This window comes from Streptomyces sp. NPDC005393, from assembly GCF_040606675.1.
In the GTDB taxonomy this organism is placed as follows: domain Bacteria; phylum Actinomycetota; class Actinomycetes; order Streptomycetales; family Streptomycetaceae; genus Streptomyces.
The window spans coordinates 168,264-186,084 of record NZ_JBEXFG010000001.1 but is presented as its reverse complement, the minus strand read 5'-3'; the positions used below and the strand labels follow the sequence as shown (position 1 = coordinate 186,084).

The 17,821-nt window shown below is 68.4% G+C and carries 17 protein-coding genes; 10 read left to right on the top strand and 7 right to left on the bottom strand.

Translation table 11 applies throughout. From position 1 onward, the window contains the following. The first annotated feature begins 78 nt into the window (after positions 1 to 78). Together ABZS71_RS00900 and ABZS71_RS00895 are read left to right on the top strand one after the other, a co-directional pair. The gene (locus ABZS71_RS00900) at positions 79 to 1,047 is read left to right on the top strand and encodes a diacylglycerol kinase family protein (RefSeq protein ID WP_355851513.1); all 969 of its coding nucleotides are present in this window, start codon (positions 79 to 81) and stop codon (positions 1,045 to 1,047) included. Positions 1,048 to 1,364: 317 nt separating this feature from the next. Beyond that, positions 1,365 to 1,622 (top strand): WhiB family transcriptional regulator, encoded by a 258-nt coding sequence (locus ABZS71_RS00895; RefSeq protein WP_003953983.1) that lies wholly within the window; start codon positions 1,365 to 1,367, stop codon positions 1,620 to 1,622. A 94-nt stretch (positions 1,623 to 1,716) separates the two neighbouring features. Here the strand turns inward: ABZS71_RS00895 and ABZS71_RS00890 are convergent, their stop codons facing one another. From ABZS71_RS00890 to ABZS71_RS00865, 6 genes are all read right to left on the bottom strand, one after another. Further along, positions 1,717 to 3,186, bottom strand: coding sequence for a PAS domain-containing sensor histidine kinase (locus ABZS71_RS00890; protein WP_356206394.1), 1,470 nt, complete (start codon positions 3,184 to 3,186; stop codon positions 1,717 to 1,719). A 332-nt stretch (positions 3,187 to 3,518) separates the two neighbouring features. Continuing rightward, positions 3,519 to 4,601 (bottom strand): SIS domain-containing protein, encoded by a 1,083-nt coding sequence (locus ABZS71_RS00885; protein WP_355851507.1) that lies wholly within the window; start codon positions 4,599 to 4,601, stop codon positions 3,519 to 3,521. Positions 4,602 to 4,644: 43 nt separating this feature from the next. After that, positions 4,645 to 6,192, bottom strand: a complete 1,548-nt coding sequence (locus ABZS71_RS00880; protein WP_356206392.1) for a glycoside hydrolase family 3 protein — start codon at positions 6,190 to 6,192, stop codon at positions 4,645 to 4,647. Between the two features lie 9 nt (positions 6,193 to 6,201). Continuing rightward, a complete protein-coding gene (locus ABZS71_RS00875; protein ID WP_355851501.1) occupies positions 6,202 to 7,032 on the bottom strand; it encodes a carbohydrate ABC transporter permease in 831 nt (276 codons plus the stop codon). Next, complete coding sequence (locus ABZS71_RS00870) at positions 7,029 to 8,030, bottom strand: sugar ABC transporter permease (RefSeq protein WP_356206389.1); 1,002 nt, start codon at positions 8,028 to 8,030, stop codon at positions 7,029 to 7,031. Before ABZS71_RS00870 ends, ABZS71_RS00875 begins: the two co-directional genes overlap by 4 nt. Positions 8,031 to 8,036: 6 nt before the next feature. After that, positions 8,037 to 9,308: an extracellular solute-binding protein gene (locus ABZS71_RS00865; protein WP_355851496.1), complete on the bottom strand. Its 1,272-nt coding sequence runs from the start codon at positions 9,306 to 9,308 to the stop codon at positions 8,037 to 8,039. Between the two features lie 241 nt (positions 9,309 to 9,549). On the opposite strand from ABZS71_RS00865, the gene ABZS71_RS00860 reads away from it, so the two are divergent. The 3 genes from ABZS71_RS00860 (at position 9,550) to mctP (ending at position 12,423) form a co-directional block, all read left to right on the top strand. Next, positions 9,550 to 10,338: a GntR family transcriptional regulator gene (locus ABZS71_RS00860; RefSeq protein WP_355851567.1), complete on the top strand. Its 789-nt coding sequence runs from the start codon at positions 9,550 to 9,552 to the stop codon at positions 10,336 to 10,338. A gap of 214 nt (positions 10,339 to 10,552) precedes the next feature. After that, entirely contained in the window at positions 10,553 to 10,813 is a 261-nt protein-coding gene (locus ABZS71_RS00855) for a DUF3311 domain-containing protein (protein WP_356206386.1), read from the top strand. Further along, positions 10,810 to 12,423 carry a monocarboxylate uptake permease MctP gene (gene mctP / locus ABZS71_RS00850; protein WP_356206383.1) on the top strand — a complete coding sequence of 538 codons (1,614 nt, stop codon included), beginning with the start codon at positions 10,810 to 10,812 and terminating at the stop codon, positions 12,421 to 12,423. Before ABZS71_RS00855 ends, mctP begins: the two co-directional genes overlap by 4 nt. A gap of 140 nt (positions 12,424 to 12,563) precedes the next feature. Here the strand turns inward: mctP and ABZS71_RS00845 are convergent, their stop codons facing one another. Further along, positions 12,564 to 13,058 carry an ATP-binding protein gene (locus tag ABZS71_RS00845; RefSeq protein ID WP_356206381.1) on the bottom strand — a complete coding sequence of 165 codons (495 nt, stop codon included), beginning with the start codon at positions 13,056 to 13,058 and terminating at the stop codon, positions 12,564 to 12,566. A gap of 160 nt (positions 13,059 to 13,218) precedes the next feature. Between ABZS71_RS00845 and ABZS71_RS00840 the strand changes: the two genes are divergently transcribed. From ABZS71_RS00840 to ABZS71_RS00820, 5 genes are all read left to right on the top strand, one after another. Beyond that, entirely contained in the window at positions 13,219 to 14,073 is an 855-nt protein-coding gene (locus tag ABZS71_RS00840; RefSeq protein WP_356206843.1) for a helix-turn-helix transcriptional regulator, read from the top strand. A 1-nt stretch (position 14,074) separates the two neighbouring features. After that, positions 14,075 to 14,275: a DUF397 domain-containing protein gene (locus tag ABZS71_RS00835; RefSeq protein ID WP_356206378.1), complete on the top strand. Its 201-nt coding sequence runs from the start codon at positions 14,075 to 14,077 to the stop codon at positions 14,273 to 14,275. A gap of 10 nt (positions 14,276 to 14,285) precedes the next feature. Further along, a complete protein-coding gene (locus tag ABZS71_RS00830; RefSeq protein ID WP_356206376.1) occupies positions 14,286 to 14,477 on the top strand; it encodes a DUF397 domain-containing protein in 192 nt (63 codons plus the stop codon). A gap of 31 nt (positions 14,478 to 14,508) precedes the next feature. Further along, positions 14,509 to 15,228 (top strand): DUF6333 family protein, encoded by a 720-nt coding sequence (locus tag ABZS71_RS00825; protein WP_356206374.1) that lies wholly within the window; start codon positions 14,509 to 14,511, stop codon positions 15,226 to 15,228. Between the two features lie 173 nt (positions 15,229 to 15,401). After that, positions 15,402 to 17,774 (top strand): LPXTG cell wall anchor domain-containing protein, encoded by a 2,373-nt coding sequence (locus ABZS71_RS00820; RefSeq protein WP_356206372.1) that lies wholly within the window; start codon positions 15,402 to 15,404, stop codon positions 17,772 to 17,774. Positions 17,775 to 17,821 lie beyond the last annotated feature (47 nt).

The following is a 17,821-nucleotide window of genomic DNA, read 5'->3' as shown; positions in this document are numbered from 1 at the left end:
CAGCCTAGCCGCCGTGCGGGCCCTCGGGGCGCACCCGGGGGTTAGGGGTGGTCGTCCCGGATGGGTAGGCTGGCGCGCATGCGCGCACTCCTCGTGGTCAATCCGGCAGCAACCACCACCAGTGCCCGCACCCGTGACGTCCTGATCCACGCGCTCGCCAGCGATCTGAAGCTCGATGTGGCGACCACGGAGTACCGGGGGCACGCACGCGATCTGGCCCGTCGCGCGGTCGACGGCGGCACCCATGAGCTGGTCGTCGCCCTCGGCGGCGACGGCACGGTCAACGAGGTCGTCAACGGACTGCTGCACAACGGTCCCGCCCCGCGCGAGCTGCCCCGCCTCGCGGTGGTCCCCGGTGGCTCCACCAATGTCTTCGCCCGCGCGCTCGGCCTGCCCAATGACGCCGTCGAGGCGACCGGCGCGCTGCTGGACGCGCTGCGGGACGGCACCGAGCGCACCGTGGGCCTCGGGCTCGCGGCGGGCACTCCGGGCACCGCGGACGAGGCGGTTCCGGCCCGCTGGTTCACCTTCTGCGCGGGCCTCGGCTTCGACGCGAGCGTCATCGGCCGGGTCGAACAGCAGCGCGAACGGGGCAAGCGCTCGACCCATGCCCTCTATATACGGCAGATGGTGCGGCAGTTCCTCGGGGAGCCGCATCGACGGCACGGCACCATCACCCTTCAGCGGCCGGGCCAGGACCCGATCAAGGAACTGGCGCTGTCGATAGTCTGCAATACCGCCCCCTGGACCTATCTGGGCAACCGCCCGGTCTACGCATCGCCCCGGGCGTCCTTTGACACCGCCCTTGACGTGCTGGGACTCACCAAGCTGTCGACGTCGGCGGTGACCCGCTACGCGACTCAGCTGCTGATGTCGTCGCCCGAGCGCGGGCCCCGCGGTAGGCACGCCGTATCGCTCCACGATCTGACCGACTTCACCTTGCAATCCCAGGCGCCACTGCCGTTCCAGATGGACGGTGACCATCTGGGACTGCGTACGAGCGTGACGTTCACAGGCGTACGCCGTGCACTGCGTGTGATTGTGTGAGTGAGACCGCATAAAGTCCTTACAGTCGAACGTTTAGGCTGGGATCCACCCCCGGGAAGTACGGCTGTGATACAGCCGACACCAAGGAATCAAAAAAAACTTTTCGGAAGGGGTTGTATCCGCCGCCGAGGTTTGCGAGTCTCTTCTTGGCGATCGGGACGGCCTTCAGAAGACCCCCTTGAGAGCCCGAACCCCCTCCACATTCCACGGGACAGCACCAGCCCCAACTGGTCGGCGTCCCTACCCTTGTGGGGGGATTCGTGAAAGCGTTCACATTCACAAGCAATGAGCCCGCAATACGAGGAGATGGAGCAGCCATGGACTGGCGTCACAACGCCGTTTGCCGCGAGGAAGACCCCGAGCTGTTCTTCCCCATCGGCAACACCGGTCCTGCGCTGCTGCAGATCGAGGAAGCCAAGGCCGTCTGCCGCCGCTGCCCCGTCATGGAGCAGTGCCTGCAGTGGGCGCTTGAGTCCGGCCAGGACTCCGGCGTCTGGGGTGGACTCAGTGAGGACGAGCGCCGCGCGATGAAGCGCCGTGCCGCTCGCAACCGGGCACGCAACGCCAGCGCCTGACGCCCACACCCCGTGGCCCCCGAGCCGCAGCGCGCAGTAACCCCGATGCGCACAGCAACGTGAGCTTTGAGCCCCGGACCAACCGGTCCGGGGCTCAGTGCTTTTCGGCCCGGACCGGGAAGTCGAGGATGACGCGGGTGCCGCGCTCCGGCGCGGGCACCATGTCGAACGTCCCGCCCAGCTCCCCCTCCACCAGGGTGCGGACGATCTGGAGCCCTAGATTCCCGGCCCGTTGGGGGTCGAACCCCTCGGGCAGCCCGCGCCCGTTGTCCTGGACGATCACCATCAGCCGGCTGTCCTCACCGCTGCCGCCGCGTACCGCCGAGACCTCGACCGTGCCCTGCTCCCCCGGTCCGAAGCCATGCTCCAGCGCGTTCTGCAGCACCTCGGTGAGCACCATCGCCAGCGGGGTGGCGACCTCGGCGTCGAGAATGCCGAAGCGGCCGGTGCGCCGGCCGGTCACCTTGCCGGGTGATATCTCGGCCACCATGGCCAGCACCCGGTCGGCTATGTCGTCGAATTCGACCCGCTCATCGAGGTTCTGGGACAGGGTCTCGTGGACGATCGCGATCGAACCGACCCTGCGCACCGCCTCGTTGAGCGCCTCCCGCCCCTGTGCGGAGTCCATCCGCCGCGCCTGCAGCCGCAGCAGCGCGGCCACCGTCTGCAGATTGTTCTTCACCCGGTGATGGATCTCCCGGATGGTGGCGTCCTTGGTGATCAGCTCGCGCTCGCGGCGGCGCAGTTCGGTGACGTCCCGGAGCAGCACCAGCGAGCCGATGTGCAGCCCCTTGGGCTTGAGCGGAATGGCCCGGAGCTGGATGACCCCGTCGCCGCCCTCCACCTCGAACTCCCGCGGCGCCCAGCCGCTGGCGAGTTTGACCAGCGCCTCGTCCACCGGGCCGCGCACCGGGGCGAGTTCGGCCGTGGTCTGGCCCAGATGGTGGCCGACGAGGTCGGCGGCGAGGCCGAGCCGGTGGTACGCGGACAGGGCGTTGGGGCTGGCGTACTGGACCACACCGTCCGCGTCCAGCCGGATCAGCCCGTCGCCCGCGCGCGGCGAGGCGTCCATGTCGACCTGCTGCCCGGGGAAGGGAAACGATCCGGCAGCGATCATCTGGGCGAGGTCGGACGCGCTCTGGAGATAGGTGAGCTCCAGCCGGCTGGGGGTCCGTACGGTCAGCAGATTGGTGTTCCGGGCGATCACACCGAGGACCCGGCCGTCCCGCCGGACCGGGATCGACTCGACCCGGACCGGCACCTCCTCGCGCCACTCGGGATCCCCTTCGCGGACGATACGGCCCTCGTCGAGGGCGGCGTCCAGCATGGGGCGGCGGCCACGGGGAACGAGATGGCCGACCATATCGTCCTGATAGGAGGTGGGCCCGGTGTTGGGCCGCATCTGCGCGACCGAGACATACCGGGTCCCATCGCTGGTCGGGACCCACAGGACGAGATCGGCGAAGGAGAGGTCGGAGAGCAGCTGCCACTCCGAGACCAGCAGGTGCAGCCACTCGAGATCGGAATCATCGAGCGCGGTGTGCTGGTGGACGAGGTCGTTCATGGAGGGCACGGTGCGAGCCTACCCGGACAGGTCGATTAGCCTATCCGCGCATAAGCATGGACAGACAGCAGTGGTCTAGTCCAGAATAACCAGCAATACGATCTTCCGCTCTCCCCGCACAGGAGGGCGGATCGAGGGACCCGGCGCGCTCTGCCCTGACTGCCCCGGGGGCCTCAGGTCGGCCGCTCGGCCGATGCAACTCCGGGCTGCGGTGCCGGGTGGGTTGAGGGTCCCGCCCTGGCGCCGCGGCCCGCGGGTGACACACAGGCTCCCGTGCCTCACCAGGAGGCGGCGGGAGCCTTTTCGTGCGCCTCGGATCAGCGGTTCTCCGGTCAGCGCGTCTCCGTCACCTTCGCCAGCGCGCGGGGGGCGTCCGGGTCCTGGCCGCGGGCGATGGTGACCTCGTACGCCAGCATCTGCAGCGGCAGGATCTCCAGGATCGGCTGGACCTCCTCGGCCACGCCCTCGGTCGGCAGCGCGAACCCCGCGGACGCCTGGTCCACCTCCGACTGGGCACCGATGACGACCAGATCGGCGCCCCGGCCGCGCAGCCGCTCCAGCACCGGCTGCAGCGCCTGGCCGCCCTTGCCCTCGGTGACGATCGCGATGACCGGCGAGATGTTGTCGACCATGGCGAGCGGACCGTGCAGCAGATCGGCGCCGGAGTAGGAGAGCGCCGGGATGTAGCTGGTCTCCATGAGCTTCAGCGCGGCTTCCTTGGCGGTCGGGTAGCCGTAGCCGCGCGAGGTGAGGACCATGCGCTCGGCGAAGCGGTAGCGCCCCGCGAGCTGCCTGACCTCGTCCTTGCGGTCGAGGATCTGCTGGGCGAGGTCGGGCAGCGCCTTGGCGGCCCCGCCGTCGCCGCCGCGCAGGCCCTCCACGAACAGATACAGGGCCAGCAGCTCGGCGGTGTAGGTCTTGGTCGCGGGCAGCGCCTTCTCCGGCCCGGCCAGCACATCGATGTGGAACTCGGAGACGGCCGCGAGGGGCGAGTCGGCGTTGTTGGTCACCGCGAGGGTGATCGCACCGGCCGCGCGGGCGGCCTCGGTGGAGGCGACCAGGTCCGGGGAGCCGCCGGACTGGCTGACGGTGATCACCAGCACATCGGTGAGGTCCTGCCGGGCGCCGTACGCGGTGGTGGTCGACATGGACGTCAGGCCGCAGGGCTTACCCAGCAACACTTCGAGCAGGTACTTGGCGTAGAGGGCCGCGTTGTCGGAGGTACCCCGTGCGGTGAGGAGGACGAAGCGCGGGTTGCGCGCGGCGATCCGCTCCGCGACCTCACGGATCTTCGGGGCGCCTTCCCCTTCCTCCCGGCTGAGCAAGCGGCGCAGCACGGCGGGCTGCTCGGCCATCTCGCCGGACATGATCCGGCCCGGCTGGTCACTGCGCTGGGCCGTCGTCGTGGCGGACATGCTGGGTGCCTCCAGGTGGCTGTGCTGGCTGAGCTGGGTGGTGTCAGTCCCCGGCCGCGTCGCCGGCGATGACCTCCGCGGCGGCCCGGCCACAGACCCGGGCGGCGCCATGAGTCGCGATGTGCAGCGCTCCGGCCGGCGGCGCCTGGTCCACCCCCATCTCCACGACGACCGTCTCCGGCCGGGCGGCGAGCAGGGCGTCCAGGGCGTCGGCCATCCAGGGGTGACGGTGGACATCGCGGACCACTGCGACGATCCTACGGTCCGCCGCATCGTCGAGCATATTTTCGATCAGGGCGGGGATCCCCGCGGTTTCGGCGTCCTGCCGGCCGTAGGTGGCGGTCCCGGTGCCGGGGCGCAGCCGGGCCAGTTCGGCGGCGACGCCCCAGGGGGTCTCGTCGCCGACGGCGATGTTCGCGACCGGGGTGAAGGCGGCGACGTAGCCGGGGCCGGTCAGGGGTTCGTACGCCGGGCCGCCGGGGGTGACCCGCAGCGCCCGGCGGGCCGCCGCGAGCCCCACCTGGGGAGCGGGCGCGATGCGATCGGCCGCGCCCGGCCCGCCGGATCGCCGCGTCCACTCCCCCAGGGCGCGCACCCGCGCCGCGGCGTCGGCCAGCCGCGCCTCGGGCAGCCACCCCTCGCTTACGGCGGCCACCAGCGCGTCGCGCAGCCGCAGGACGGTGTCCTCGTCGGCGAGTCCGCCGCCGACGCAGATCGCGTCGGCGCCCGCGGCGATCGCCAGCACGCTGCCGCGCTCGATGCCGTAGGCGTCCGCGATGGCCCGCATCTCCATGCCGTCGGTGACGATCAGTCCGTCGAAGCCGAGTCCGCCGTCGGCGACGGGGCGGCGCAGCAGGCCGTGCAGCGCGGCGGGGCTGAGGGTGGCGGGCAGCTCCCGGTCGAGCGCGGGCAGCAGGATGTGCGCGCTCATCACGGCCTTGGTCCCGGCGGCGACGGCGGCGCGGAAGGGCACCAGTTCGCGGGCGGCGAGGGTGTCGAGACCGGCGTCGATCCGCGGCAGGGCCTGGTGGGAGTCGACGGCGGTGTCGCCGTGTCCGGGGAAGTGCTTGGTGCAGGCGGCGACTCCGGCGCCCTGCAGCCCCTCGATGTACGCGGCGGTGTGCCGGGCGACGAGCCCGGGCTCGGCGCCGAAGGAGCGGACGCCGATGACCGGGTTGTCCGGGTTGGAATTGACGTCGGCGGACGGCGCCCAGTTGAGGTTGACGCCGCATTCGGCGAGCCGGCGGCCCAGCTCCCGGGCGACCGCGCGGGTCAGCTCGGGGTCGTCGACCGCGCCGAGTGCCAGATTGCCGGGGAAGGACGAGCCGGTGCGTACCTCCAGCCGGGTGACATCGCCGCCCTCCTCGTCGATCGCCACCAGGACGTCGTCACGCTCGGCGCGCAGCTGGGCAGTGAGCGCGGCGAGCTGCTCGGACGAGGCGATGTTCCGGCCGAACAGACCGACGGAGGCGAGCCCCTCGCCGAGTCTCCGCAGCAGCCAGTCGGGGGCCGTCGTACCGGTGAAGCCGGGCTGCAGAACGGTGAGGGCGTCCCGGGTGAGGGTGGCCGAGTCGTGTGCGAGGGTCGTCATGGCCGCGGTTCATCCCTTCACAGCGCCGGAAGTGAGCCCACCGACCGCCTTGCGTTGCAGAAACAGGAACAGAAGCAGGATCGGGACGGCGAAGAGGGAGGCGGCCGCCATGGTGGCGCCCCAGTCGTCGCCGAAGTTGGTCTGGAAGCTGGACAGCCACAGCGGAAGGGTCTGCGCGCCCGGCTCCTTGTTCAGGATGAGCACCAGCGGGAATTCATTCCAGGCGGTGATGAAGCCGAAAAGCGAGGTGGCCATCAGCCCGGGGGCCAGCAGCGGAAAGATCACCTTGAGGAACGCCTGCGTCCGGGTGCAGCCGTCGACCATCGCCGACTCCTCCAGCTCCTTCGGCACGGCGGCGACATAGGAGCGCAGGGTCAGTACGGTGAAGGGCAGCACCATGACCATGTAGAACAGGGTGAGGGGCAGCAGGCTGTTCAGCATGTCGCCGTCGCGGACGAGCATATAGATCGCGATCACCATGACCTCCCAGGGCGCCATCTGCGCGACCATGAACGTCACGAGGAAGCCGCGGCGCCCCTTGAAGCGCATCCGGGCGATGGCGAAGGACGCGAGCAGCGCGACCACCAGGGAGAGGGCGACCGCCGAGACGGTGACGGTGAGGGAGTTCCCCACCAGCGTCCAGAAGTCCTTGGCGTCCACCGCCTTCCGGAAGTGTTCGAAGGTGGCGCTGGTCGGGAACCACACCGGGTCCTCGGAGATGATGTCCGAGGTCGGCTTGAGCGCCGTGCTGAACATCCAGTAGACGGGGAACGCGAAGCCGATGAAGAGCACGACGGCCATCGCGTTGGGCCACAGCCGGGCGAGCGGCGAGCGCTTCACAGCTCGTCCTCCTCTTGCCTGAGCACGATCCGGAGGTAGTACGAGGTCAGGGCCAGCAGCACCAGGATGGTCAGCAGCGAGATCGCGGCGCCCATGCCGTAGTGCTGATTGCCGACGCCCTCGATGAAGGCGTATACGGGAAGGGTTTCGGTGAGCCGGTCGGGGCCGCCCTCGTTGATCGCGAAGACCTGCGGAAACGCCTTGAAGACCCAGATGACTTCGAGGAAGGTCGTGGCGAGCAGAAACGGCTTGAGGAAGGGGAAGGTCACCGAGGTGAAGCTCTTCCAGGTACCGGCGCCGTCGAGCGCGGCCGCCTCGTAGAGCTCTCTGGGGATCGTGGTGGTCGCCGCGTAGAGGTTGATCGCGACGAAGGGGATCGACTGCCAGACGATCAGCACGGTGATGACGAAGAAGGTGGAGAACTGGCTGCCGGTCCAGTTGTAGTCGGCCATGGCGTGCCGGCCGAGCTTGTCCAGCACCCAGTTGACCACCCCGAAGCGGGCCGCGAAGAGCCACTGGAAGACGGTGGTCGCCGCGATGACGGGCATCGCCCACGCCAGGACGAGACCGATGGAGAGCAGCAGCCGCATCGCCTTCCCGAGCCGGGCCAGCAGCAGCCCGGTCAGGGTGCCCAGCACCATGATCAGCACGACATTGGCCCCGGTGAAGATCACCGACCGGGCGGTGACCCGCCAGAAGTCCTCGCTGGTCAGCGCCGTGCGGTAGTTGTCGACGCCGTTCCACTCGGTGAGGTGCTGGATCAGCTGCCGCATATTGAGGTTCTGGAACGACAGCATGCCGTTCTTCACCAGCGGCCAGCCCAGCAGCACCGCGGTCACGGCGAGCGCGGGCAGAAGCAGCAGATACGGGGCGACGCCGGTCAGCCGCCCGCGCCCGGAGGGGGCCGGGGCCGGGGCGGTGGGGACCGGCGGTGCCCCGCTCCGGCGGACCCCGGCCGCCGCCGGGCCGGGGTCGTTGCGTTCGGTCGCTACGGCCATCGTTGTCTACTGCTCCTGGCTGAGGCGCTTGTTCATCTCGTCCTCGACCGACTTCGCGGCGTCAGCGGGCGACTTCCCCCTGAGCACCGCCGTCATGTAGGACTTGACGGGGTTCGGGGCGTTCTCCACCGCGGCCCATTCGGGGATCAGCGGGGTGGTACCGCCGCCCGCCGCGGCTGGCGCGGCCGCCTGTGCCGCGGCGTTGCCCTTCAGCTCGGCCTGCAGCGACTCCTTGTTGGGGATCACGCCGCCTTCCTCGGCCAGCTGCCCCTCGTAGGTGTCATTCAGCGCGATCTTCAGAAACTCCTTGGCCAGCTCCTGCTTCTTGCTGCCCGCGGCGATGGCGAGGTTGGAGCCGCCGAGGAACACGCCCTCCGGCTTGTCCGCGGTCTCCCCCGGGATGGTGAAGTAGCCGATGTCCTTCTCGATCTTCGGGTTGGCCTTGACGGCGATGGCCGCCTCCCAGCCCATCCCGATGAAGGCGCCGGTCTTGCCCTTGGCGAAGACCTCACCCTGCTGCGGGGTGGCCTCGTCCTTGTCCTTGGGCGCCTTGCTGAAGGACTGGTACTGCTTGTAGATGTCCATCGCCTTGCCGACCTTGGGGTCGCCGAGGTCGGAGACCCACCTGTCGCCGTCCTTCTTGACGAGGTCGGCGCCGGTGCCGATGGTCAGACCGTCGAAGAAGTACCAGTTCTGGCCCGGGAGATAGAGGGGCTCGGCGTTCGTTTTCCTCTCGATGGTGTCGAGGTCCCGGAAGAACTCGGTCCGCGTCTTCGGGGTGTCCTTGATCCCGGCCTGGGCCCAGATCTTCTTGTTGTAGAGGACGACCCGGTTGGCCGCGTACCAGGGCGCGGCGTACTGCTTGCCGTCGTAGACCGCGGACTTGTTGAGCGATGCGGACCAGTCGGCGCCGATCGACTTCTTCAGGTCATCCAGCTCCGCGAGGCCGCCGGTCTGGGCGTAGGAGGGGGTCTGGGTGTTGCCGATCTCCAGGACGTCCGGCGGGTCGGACTCCGAGAGCGCGGTCGTCACCTTCTGCTGAATACCGTTCCACTGCTGGATCTCCAGCTTCAGCTTGGCGCCGGTCTTCTTCTCGAAAGCGGCCTTGACATCCTTCGTCCACCCGGCGGGGGTGGATCCGTCCATCGCCCAGACGGTCAGCGTCTCCCCCTTGAAACCGTCCGCTCCGGCCTTGTCGTCATCGCCGCCGGATCCACAGCCCGCGACGCTCACCAGCATTGCCGCGACGCCTGTCGCCGCTATGAGCCCACGCTTCACAGCACTCTCCTCAAAGGACCGGATGAGAGGTTTAATGGTTTAGACCAGTCCGGGGAAGCTTGGCCTGGACCTTTGGGGGTGTCAAGGGTGTATAAGAGTCGCCGGCGGCTCCGTTACCGGACCGACACCTCCCGACATCCGGCCCGAGCGGCCGCCCGGTGCCGGGACCGTGCCACGATGTGAGCCGCTGAGTTCGGAGGAGCCGGTGACGGCAGCAGACCAGGAGTCGGAAGGGCGCGCGATGGAGACCGAGGGGGCAACGGCGGCGGCCACCACGACGGCCGCCGAGAGCGGCAACAGCTCCGGTGGGACGCGCACCGCGCGCGTCCCGAAGTACTACCGCCTCAAGCGTCACTTGCTGGAGATGACCGAGACCCTGCCACCCGGCACCCCGGTCCCCCCGGAGCGCACCCTGGCCGCTGACTTCGACACCTCGCGTACGACCGTGCGCCAGGCGCTGCAGGAGCTCGTCGTCGAGGGCCGTCTCGAGCGGATCCAGGGCAAGGGCACCTTCGTGGCCAAGCCCAAGGTCACCCAGGCCCTGCAACTCACCTCGTACACCGAGGACATGAAGGCCCAGGGCCTCGAACCCACCTCCCAGCTGCTGGACATCGGTTATGTCACCACCGACGACCGGCTGGCCGGGCTGCTGGACATCGCGACCGGCGGCCGGGTGCTGCGCATCGAGCGGCTGCGGCTGGCCAGCGGCGAGCCGATGGCGATCGAGACCACCCACCTGTCGGCCAAGCGCTTCCCCGCGCTGCGCCGCAGCCTGGTCAAGTACACCTCGCTCTACACGGCCCTCGCCGAGGTGTACGACGTCCATCTGGCCGAGGCCGAGGAGACCATCGAGACATCGCTGGCCACCCCGCGCGAGGCGGGGCTGCTCGGCACCGATGTCGGGCTGCCGATGCTGATGCTTTCGCGCCACTCGCTGGACGCGTCGGGTGAGCCGGTGGAGTGGGTGCGGTCGGTCTACCGCGGGGACCGCTACAAGTTCGTGGCACGGCTCCAGCGGCCGAACGGCTGAGCGGCGGTACGTCCGGGCGCGCCGCGACTGCGCCGCGCCACGGCTGGGTCGCGCCACGGCGACCTGCTTTCTTTCTCATACCGATATACGGACGGGTAGTGACGACCGCCGGGCCGGGGGCTTAGATTTCCTGCGCATTACACAAATGATCAGCTGGGATCCAGGTGATCGACTGTGACGCAGGTGATGAGCCGAGGGGACTGGAGCCCGCCGCATGTCAGACACGTCCGCTTCACCCGGCAGGAGACCGGTCGTGACGCCTACGCGCGTCGTGGCCGCTCTGTGCCTGATCGCACCCTTTGTCGGGATGCTCTGGGTCGGCTCGTACGCCAAGGTCGAGCCGACCCTCATCGGGATCCCGTTCTTCTACTGGTACCAAATGCTCTGGGTGCCGGTCTCGGCCGTGCTGACCTCGGTCGCCTACATCCTGGTCCGCCGTGAGCAGCGGGCGCGCAAGGGGGGTGACCCGGCATGAACGACGGAGTGAACGGCGTCGCACTCGCCGTCTTCATCTTCTTCTTCCTGGTCGTCACGGTCATGGGGTTCCTGGCCGCGCGCTGGCGCTCCGCCGAGAACGCCAACAACCTCGACGAATGGGGACTGGGCGGCCGCAGCTTCGGCACCTGGATCACCTGGTTCCTGCTCGGCGGCGACCTCTACACCGCGTACACCTTCGTCGCCGTCCCGGCGGCGATCTACGCGGCGGGCGCGTCCGGCTTCTTCGCGGTCCCGTACACCATCCTGGTCTACCCGCTGATCTTCACCTTCCTGCCCCGGCTGTGGTCGGTGTCCCATAAGCACGGGTATGTCACCACTTCGGACTTCGTCCGCGGCCGCTTCGGCTCCAAGGGGCTCTCGCTGGCCGTCGCGATCACCGGCATCCTCGCCACCATGCCGTACATCGCCCTCCAGCTCGTCGGCATCCAGGCGGTGCTGGACGTGATGGGCGTCGGCGGCGGGGAGAACACCAACTGGTTCATCAAGGACCTGCCGCTGCTGATCGCCTTCGGCGTCCTCGCGGCGTACACCTACTCCTCGGGGCTGCGCGCGCCCGCGCTCATCGCCTTCGTCAAGGACACCCTGATCTACATCGTCATCGCGGTGGCGATCATCTACATCCCGATCAAGCTGGGTGGCTTCGACGACATCTTCAGCGCGGCGAACGACAAGTTCACCAAGGCGGGGACGGGATCGCTCGCACCCCCGGCGGAGGGCCAGTGGGCCTACGGCACCCTGGCCCTGGGCTCGGCGCTGGCCCTGTTCATGTATCCGCACTCCATTACCGCGACGCTCTCCAGCCGCAGCCGCGAGGTGATCCGCCGCAACACCACGATCCTGCCGCTGTACTCGCTGATGCTGGGGCTGCTGGCGCTGCTCGGCTTCATGGCCATCGCCGCCGGGGTCACGGTCGAAAACGGCCAGCTGGCCATCCCCCAGCTCTTCGAGGACATGTTCCCCGACTGGTTCGCGGGCATCGCCTTCGCCGCGATCGGCATCGGCGCCCTCGTCCCGGCGGCCATCATGTCGATCGCCGCGGCGAATCTGTTCACGCGCAACATCTACAAGGACTTCCTGCGGCCCAACGCCACGCCGGAGGAGGAGACCAAGATCTCCAAGCTGGTCTCGCTGCTGGTCAAGGTCGGCGCGCTGATCTTCGTCCTGGGCATGGACAAGACGGTCGCGATCAACTTCCAGCTGCTGGGCGGCGTCTGGATCCTGCAGACCTTCCCGGCCCTGGTGGGCGGCCTGTTCACCCGCTGGTTCCACCGCTGGGCACTGCTGGCGGGCTGGGCGGTCGGCATGATCTACGGCACCTGGAAGGCGTACGACACCCCGAGCGCCACCCAGAAGCACTTCGGCAACACCGCCGATATCCCCGGAATCGGCGAGATCGGCTACATCGGCTTCACCGCGATCGCGCTCAACGTGCTGGTGACCGTCGTCCTGACGGTGGTGCTGCGCGCGGTCAAGGCCCCCGACGGCATCGACGAGACCACCGCCGCCGACTACAAGGCGGACGCGGGCGACCCGGGCGTCCAGGTCGACCTCCCGCCGGCCACGGCGGGCTCCCCGGGCGGCCACTGAAGCCTGCGGCGGTCTGCGCTGACTGACGGCGAACGGGCCGTCGGCTCCCCCCTGGCGGGAGCCGACGGCCCGTTTCGCCGACCGCCCGTCGAAGGTGCGCCTCGCCCTTCCCACCGGCCACCGGCCATGACGCCCGCGCGTCAGGCGGCGATCTCGTAGGCACCGCACGGCGGCTGCGGTGCGAGTTCGAACCAGAGCAGCTTGCCGCTCCTGCCGAACAGCTCGTCGGCGAGGGCGTAGCCACCCCAGTTGTCGGCACAGATCCGGACGATGAGCAGGCCGCGTCCGTACGTGGCCTCGGTGTTCGCGGCGACCTCGGCGAGGGCGGACGAGCGGTCGAAGAGGGCCGGGGGCTTGTCGAAGGGCGGCGGGATGTCCGGATTGGTGTCCCACACGCTGATCCGCAGACGGCCCTCCTCCACGGCGCGGATACGCATTTCGGCCGGACCGGTGGTGTGGCGGTAGGCGTTCGTGACCACCTCACTGGTCACGAGGGTTGCGGGGTCGGTGAGGTCACCCATGCCGTGCCGGGCGAGGACCGCACGGAGGGTAGTGCGGGCGATGGCGGCGGCGCGGGGGTCGTGGGGCAGGCGGAGTGAGTACGACCAGGGGTTTTCCGGGGGTGGGATGGGCATGAAGTCTCCGGTCTGTGCGTGGAGTTGGGCTGTGATCCCGGGCACATACCGTAGACCGCGACCCTTAAGGTATTTACCCCTGAACGGAAAAGGAGTGCATATACCGCTCGTGTGAGTGACACGCCTGTTGCGTCTGAGCAGGGAGAATCGGCAGATGCCCATGAGAAGCCTTCCGACCGCACGTCAACTCCGCCTCGGCACTGAGCTGCGCAGGCTCCGGGAGCGCGCCGGTTTGACGTCGACCGAGGCCGGGAGCTTGCTCGGCACCAACCAGACGACGATCAGCAATATCGAGGCGAGCCGGTTGGGCGTGAGCGCGGACCGGCTACGAGCACTCGCGCGGAACTATTCGTGCGCAGACGAAGCTCTGATCGCGACGCTCATTGACATGGCGGCACAACGCAAGCGCGGCTGGTGGGAGGAGTACCGGGAAATCCTGCCCACCGGGTTGCTCGACCTGGCCGAGCTCGAACACCACGCCGTGGCATTGCGCACGGCGTACATCGCCCACGTCCCCGGCCTGCTGCAAACGTCCGAGCACGCTAGGGAGATCTTCCGGCAAGCCGTGCCGCCCTTGCCTCCTCCAGACGTGGAACACCGCGTCTCGCACCGCGTCAAACGCCAGGCCATCCTCTATCGGGACAAGCCCACGCCCTATACGGCGATCGTCCATGAGGCCGCCCTGCGGATGCGCTTCGGTGGACCGGTAACCGCGCATGGGCAGTTGCAGCACATCCTCGACATGAGCGAGCACGATCACATCAAAGTGCTGGTGATCCCCTTCGATGCCGGGTCGTTCCCGGGCTCGGGACAGTCCGTTTGCTACGTCTCCGGGCCCGTGCCTCAGCTGGACACGGTGCAACTCGATGCGGAGTATGGCTCCGAACTCCTCGATGCAGCGGCCCAGCTGGAGAAGTACCGCGTCGTGCTTGATCGCATGGAGGCGGTCGCTCTGCCAGAGAAGCAATCCCGCGACTTCATCCGGCACATCGTCAGCACCCTGGAAGGTGAATGAGATGTCCGCCCACGACTGGCGAAAGTCCTCGTACAGCTCCGAAGGCAACGCCTGCCTCTACGTCTCCGCACCCGACAATGCCACCATCCGACTCCGCGAGAGCGACGAACCCGACACGATCCTCACCACCACCCCCAGGGCCCTAGGACGCCTCATACGCAGCGCCAAGGCCGGGCAACTCGACCGCCTCGGCAAGGCATAGGACGGGGCACATGCGAACCCACCAGTGGCAGAAGTCCTCGTACAGCTCCACAGGCAACGCCTGCCTGTACGTCTCCGCACCCGACGACACCACCGTCCGACTCCGCGAGAGCGACCAGCCGGACACCATCCTCACCACCACCCCCACCGCCCTCATACGCAGCGCCAAGGCAGGACGACTCGACCACCTCGGCACAGCGTGAGGGCGGGGGACGGCCCGCTACGGTGTCGTCCATGTCTGACGAGACCTTGTGGGACTACCCCTCCGATGAACCCGTGGAACGGCACGGCGAGTTCACCCTGACCGTCGTGCCGCCGCCGTTCCCCGGCCCCGATGGCGTGCTCGCGGCCCACGATCAGGCGCGGGCGCGGTCGTTCGCCGAGGCGTTCGGCACCGTCGACCGGGTGCTGGACGACCAAGGGACGATTCCCGTCACCGAACTCATCGACGTGGACACCCGCGCCGACCTGGATGTGATCCGGGTCGGCTGCTGGGGCGGCGTCACCGAGATCAACGACCCTGCCCTGATCAGCCTGTCCGAGCGGTTCCCCATCCAGGAGCAGGCCGAAGCGCTCGCCGACCGCTACCCCGATGCGGTCATCGTCGCCGCCGCGGACATGGACCTTCCCGGCGCCGACTACGGCACCTGGAAGATCGTGCACCCCGACGGCGCCCGTCTCTTCGCGGCCGGTTTCGCCGGTGAGGAGAACTGGGATGTCGAAGGCGAGGTGACCGCGATTCTCGACGCCTTCGGGATCACCCCGGAGCAGGCCGCCGCTGCCGGGGTCAACCCGGCCCACGCACCGCGGAGCTTCGCGTGGGACGCCCTTGCGGGTCTTGCGCTCAAGGCTGTTTCGCCCACCGACCGGCGCGGCCTGATGGCCTCGGTCTTCCGTGTGCGGCGCACCGAGGATGCCGTCGTGTCGATGGAAGACACCTGGTTCGATCAGTAACGATTCGAGAACCAGGGGGAGTTGACGCGAACACGCCGTACAAAACCCCGGAACAACACGCGCCCCGCCCCTTAACGTGAAGCGTCGTCGGCGCAACCACCACCTAGACGCAGCCTCGGAGCCCTCTCGCGCGCCGCGGTCTTGAACAGGGGCTCTCAGGGGGAGGGCGCACGTTGAACAGCCTCATATCCAAACCCACGCACCCACGGCGCCTCTGGGCGCGCCTGGCGGTCGCCTTCACCGCGGCCAGTGCCGTCACGCTCGCCGGTCTGCCCGGCCTCCACACCGACGAGGCCGAAGCCAAGCCGCGTACGCAGCGCTGTGACGAGAAGTACCTGGGCCAGAAATTCGACCGCACTCCGGCGAACTCCGGCCCCCCGGACAACCTGGAGTACGACCCCTGGCCCAACGACGAGACCTACACCTACGACAACCCGGCCAAGGCGTACGACGGCGTCCTCCCGCCGACGGAGGAACAGCTCAAAAAAGCGGGCAAGGACTACCGCAAGTGGCAGCGGATCGCCGACAAGTCCGGCAAGCCGGCCGACCGCGTCATGGAGATCTACGCCCGCTACCAGGAGCAGCGCGGCCGTGGCGGTTACACGGACTTCAGGCGCTATCTGGACGTGAAGTACATCGGCAAGCCCGGCAACAACTACCGCGGCGAAGCCTTCATGGCCCGCATGGTCAAGAAGCACAACATGATCGGCCCCGACTGGTGGTGTGAGGACCCCGTCGACTACACCGACGAGAACGGCAAGAAGAAGCGCCGCTGGGTCGACGCCCGTAACCGGCGAACCGACGTGCACGTCGAGGTCAAGTCCAACGGCGAGGTGAAGCAGTCGCAGGTCGACGCCGACCGGCAGATCGCCAAGCAGAACGAGAAGGTCACCAACCGGTACCTGACCGGCGCGCGCACCGAGCAGGCCACCAAGGACCGGATCGCCCAGCTCAACAAGGACATCCAGCAGCACCGCAACACCACCCGCACGGTGGCCGGGATCAACGAGCGCCGCTCGAACGCGATAGAGCGCACCCAGAACCCGAACAACTACACGCGCTACGACCCGCGGTTCAACCCCGACCCGCGCAAGAACGGCATGCGCGGCCCGATCATCGACCAGGCACTCCGTTCGGGGAAGTCCCTGGAGGAGGCCCAGAAACTCCAGCGGATCTACAACAACAACAATTCCCGCGGATACTTCATGCGCGGCCCCGGCGGCATCGACTTCTCCAGCCTCGAACTCAGCTACGTGGGCGACCCGGTGAAGGGCAAGGGCTTCAACTACTCAATGAAGGCCGACTACGCCAAGAACCACGACACCAACCCGGGTTACGGCGGGGACGCCAAGCTGACGATGTCCTCGGACGCCATGTTCACCTGGCTCGCGCTCACGCCGGACAAGTTCTGGGTCAACCTCAACCCGGACCAGCCCGAGACGATCGCGGACAGCAAGTTCGCGTCCACCGACGCCGGCCGCGTACTGCTGGAGGCCGACCTTCGGCTCAAGCACGACTTCTTCAAGGCCATGGACCCCAAGACCGAAATCGGTAAGGCGGCGTGGGACGGCCTGGTCAAGCGCAACGGCTGGCCGTGCCTGAACTCCGGCCGCAACTGGATCGAGCCCAAGACGGCCAAGGTCCGTGAGCAGGACGGCGGCGTCTACATCCTCGACGCCCCGCTGAAGCTCAAGTCGGAATACATGGACATCAACACCCCCGGCCCCGGCGGCGGCAACTCCTGCGCCGACGACCTCACCAAGGCCGAGATCGAGCACAACGAACGTGTCCTCGGCCGCACCGTGGTCCCGCTCGTCGAGAAGTGGATCAACACCGAGCCCCAGTACGCCGACCTGCGCCGGGTCTACAACGCCCGCGTCGCGGCCGAGTACATCCGCCGTAAGGACGCGGCGTCGCCGACGGACTTCCACAGCATCATCGACAGCAACGACGTCAAGCGTTGGCCGCTGCGCGCCCCCAACCAGAACTGGGACAAGCAGCAGGTCTTCGACAAGTACCGGAAGATCTTCACCGAAGGCGAGTTCAAGTACGAACTCACCAAGGGCCAAGAGGTCTGGGTGATCACCGTCGGCGGCGTGGACTTCTCCAAGGCACCCAAGCGGAACATCACCCGCACCCAGTTCAACCTTGAGCACCGCGGCCTGGACAAGACCACGAAGACCTCCACCGGTGCCGAGACGACCTACCAGGACACCGAGACCGCGTACCTGGGAGGGACCTCAGGCAAGCTCCCCGGCGGCGACGAGCCCAACCCGACGCCGACACCGACCCCGACGCCGACACCGACCGACAAGCCCACGGACAAACCGACCGACCAGCCGACCACTCCGGCGCCCGACCCGTCCACCCCGGGCGGCGGCGACGGCAGTCAGTCCCCGGCCACCAAGGACCCGGACGGGAACCTCGCCGACACCGGATCCGACACCCCTGTGGGTCTGATCGCAGGCATCGCCGGGGTTCTCGCGGCGGTCGGCGGAACGCTGGTGTGGTGGATGCGGCGCCGCAAGAGCACCGAGCACAGCTAGGCAGTTTGGACGACGACGCCGGTCACCGGGCCCCGTGGAACGAGGCT

What these genes read in the sequence shown, in the direction of transcription:
- ABZS71_RS00900 (WP_355851513.1), top strand. Translation starts at nt 79, where the DNA reads ATGCGCGCACTCCTCGTGGTCAATCCGGCAGCAACCACCACCAGTGCC.
- ABZS71_RS00895 (WP_003953983.1), top strand. Translation starts at nt 1,365, where the DNA reads ATGGACTGGCGTCACAACGCCGTTTGCCGCGAGGAAGACCCCGAGCTG.
- ABZS71_RS00890 (WP_356206394.1), bottom strand. Translation starts at nt 3,186, where the DNA reads ATGAACGACCTCGTCCACCAGCACACCGCGCTCGATGATTCCGATCTC.
- ABZS71_RS00885 (WP_355851507.1), bottom strand. Translation starts at nt 4,601, where the DNA reads ATGTCCGCCACGACGACGGCCCAGCGCAGTGACCAGCCGGGCCGGATC.
- ABZS71_RS00880 (WP_356206392.1), bottom strand. Translation starts at nt 6,192, where the DNA reads ATGACGACCCTCGCACACGACTCGGCCACCCTCACCCGGGACGCCCTC.
- ABZS71_RS00870 (WP_356206389.1), bottom strand. Translation starts at nt 8,030, where the DNA reads ATGGCCGTAGCGACCGAACGCAACGACCCCGGCCCGGCGGCGGCCGGG.
- ABZS71_RS00860 (WP_355851567.1), top strand. Translation starts at nt 9,550, where the DNA reads ATGGAGACCGAGGGGGCAACGGCGGCGGCCACCACGACGGCCGCCGAG.
- ABZS71_RS00855 (WP_356206386.1), top strand. Translation starts at nt 10,553, where the DNA reads ATGTCAGACACGTCCGCTTCACCCGGCAGGAGACCGGTCGTGACGCCT.
- mctP (WP_356206383.1), top strand. Translation starts at nt 10,810, where the DNA reads ATGAACGACGGAGTGAACGGCGTCGCACTCGCCGTCTTCATCTTCTTC.
- ABZS71_RS00845 (WP_356206381.1), bottom strand. Translation starts at nt 13,058, where the DNA reads ATGCCCATCCCACCCCCGGAAAACCCCTGGTCGTACTCACTCCGCCTG.
- ABZS71_RS00840 (WP_356206843.1), top strand. Translation starts at nt 13,219, where the DNA reads ATGAGAAGCCTTCCGACCGCACGTCAACTCCGCCTCGGCACTGAGCTG.
- ABZS71_RS00835 (WP_356206378.1), top strand. Translation starts at nt 14,075, where the DNA reads ATGTCCGCCCACGACTGGCGAAAGTCCTCGTACAGCTCCGAAGGCAAC.
- ABZS71_RS00830 (WP_356206376.1), top strand. Translation starts at nt 14,286, where the DNA reads ATGCGAACCCACCAGTGGCAGAAGTCCTCGTACAGCTCCACAGGCAAC.
- ABZS71_RS00825 (WP_356206374.1), top strand. Translation starts at nt 14,509, where the DNA reads ATGTCTGACGAGACCTTGTGGGACTACCCCTCCGATGAACCCGTGGAA.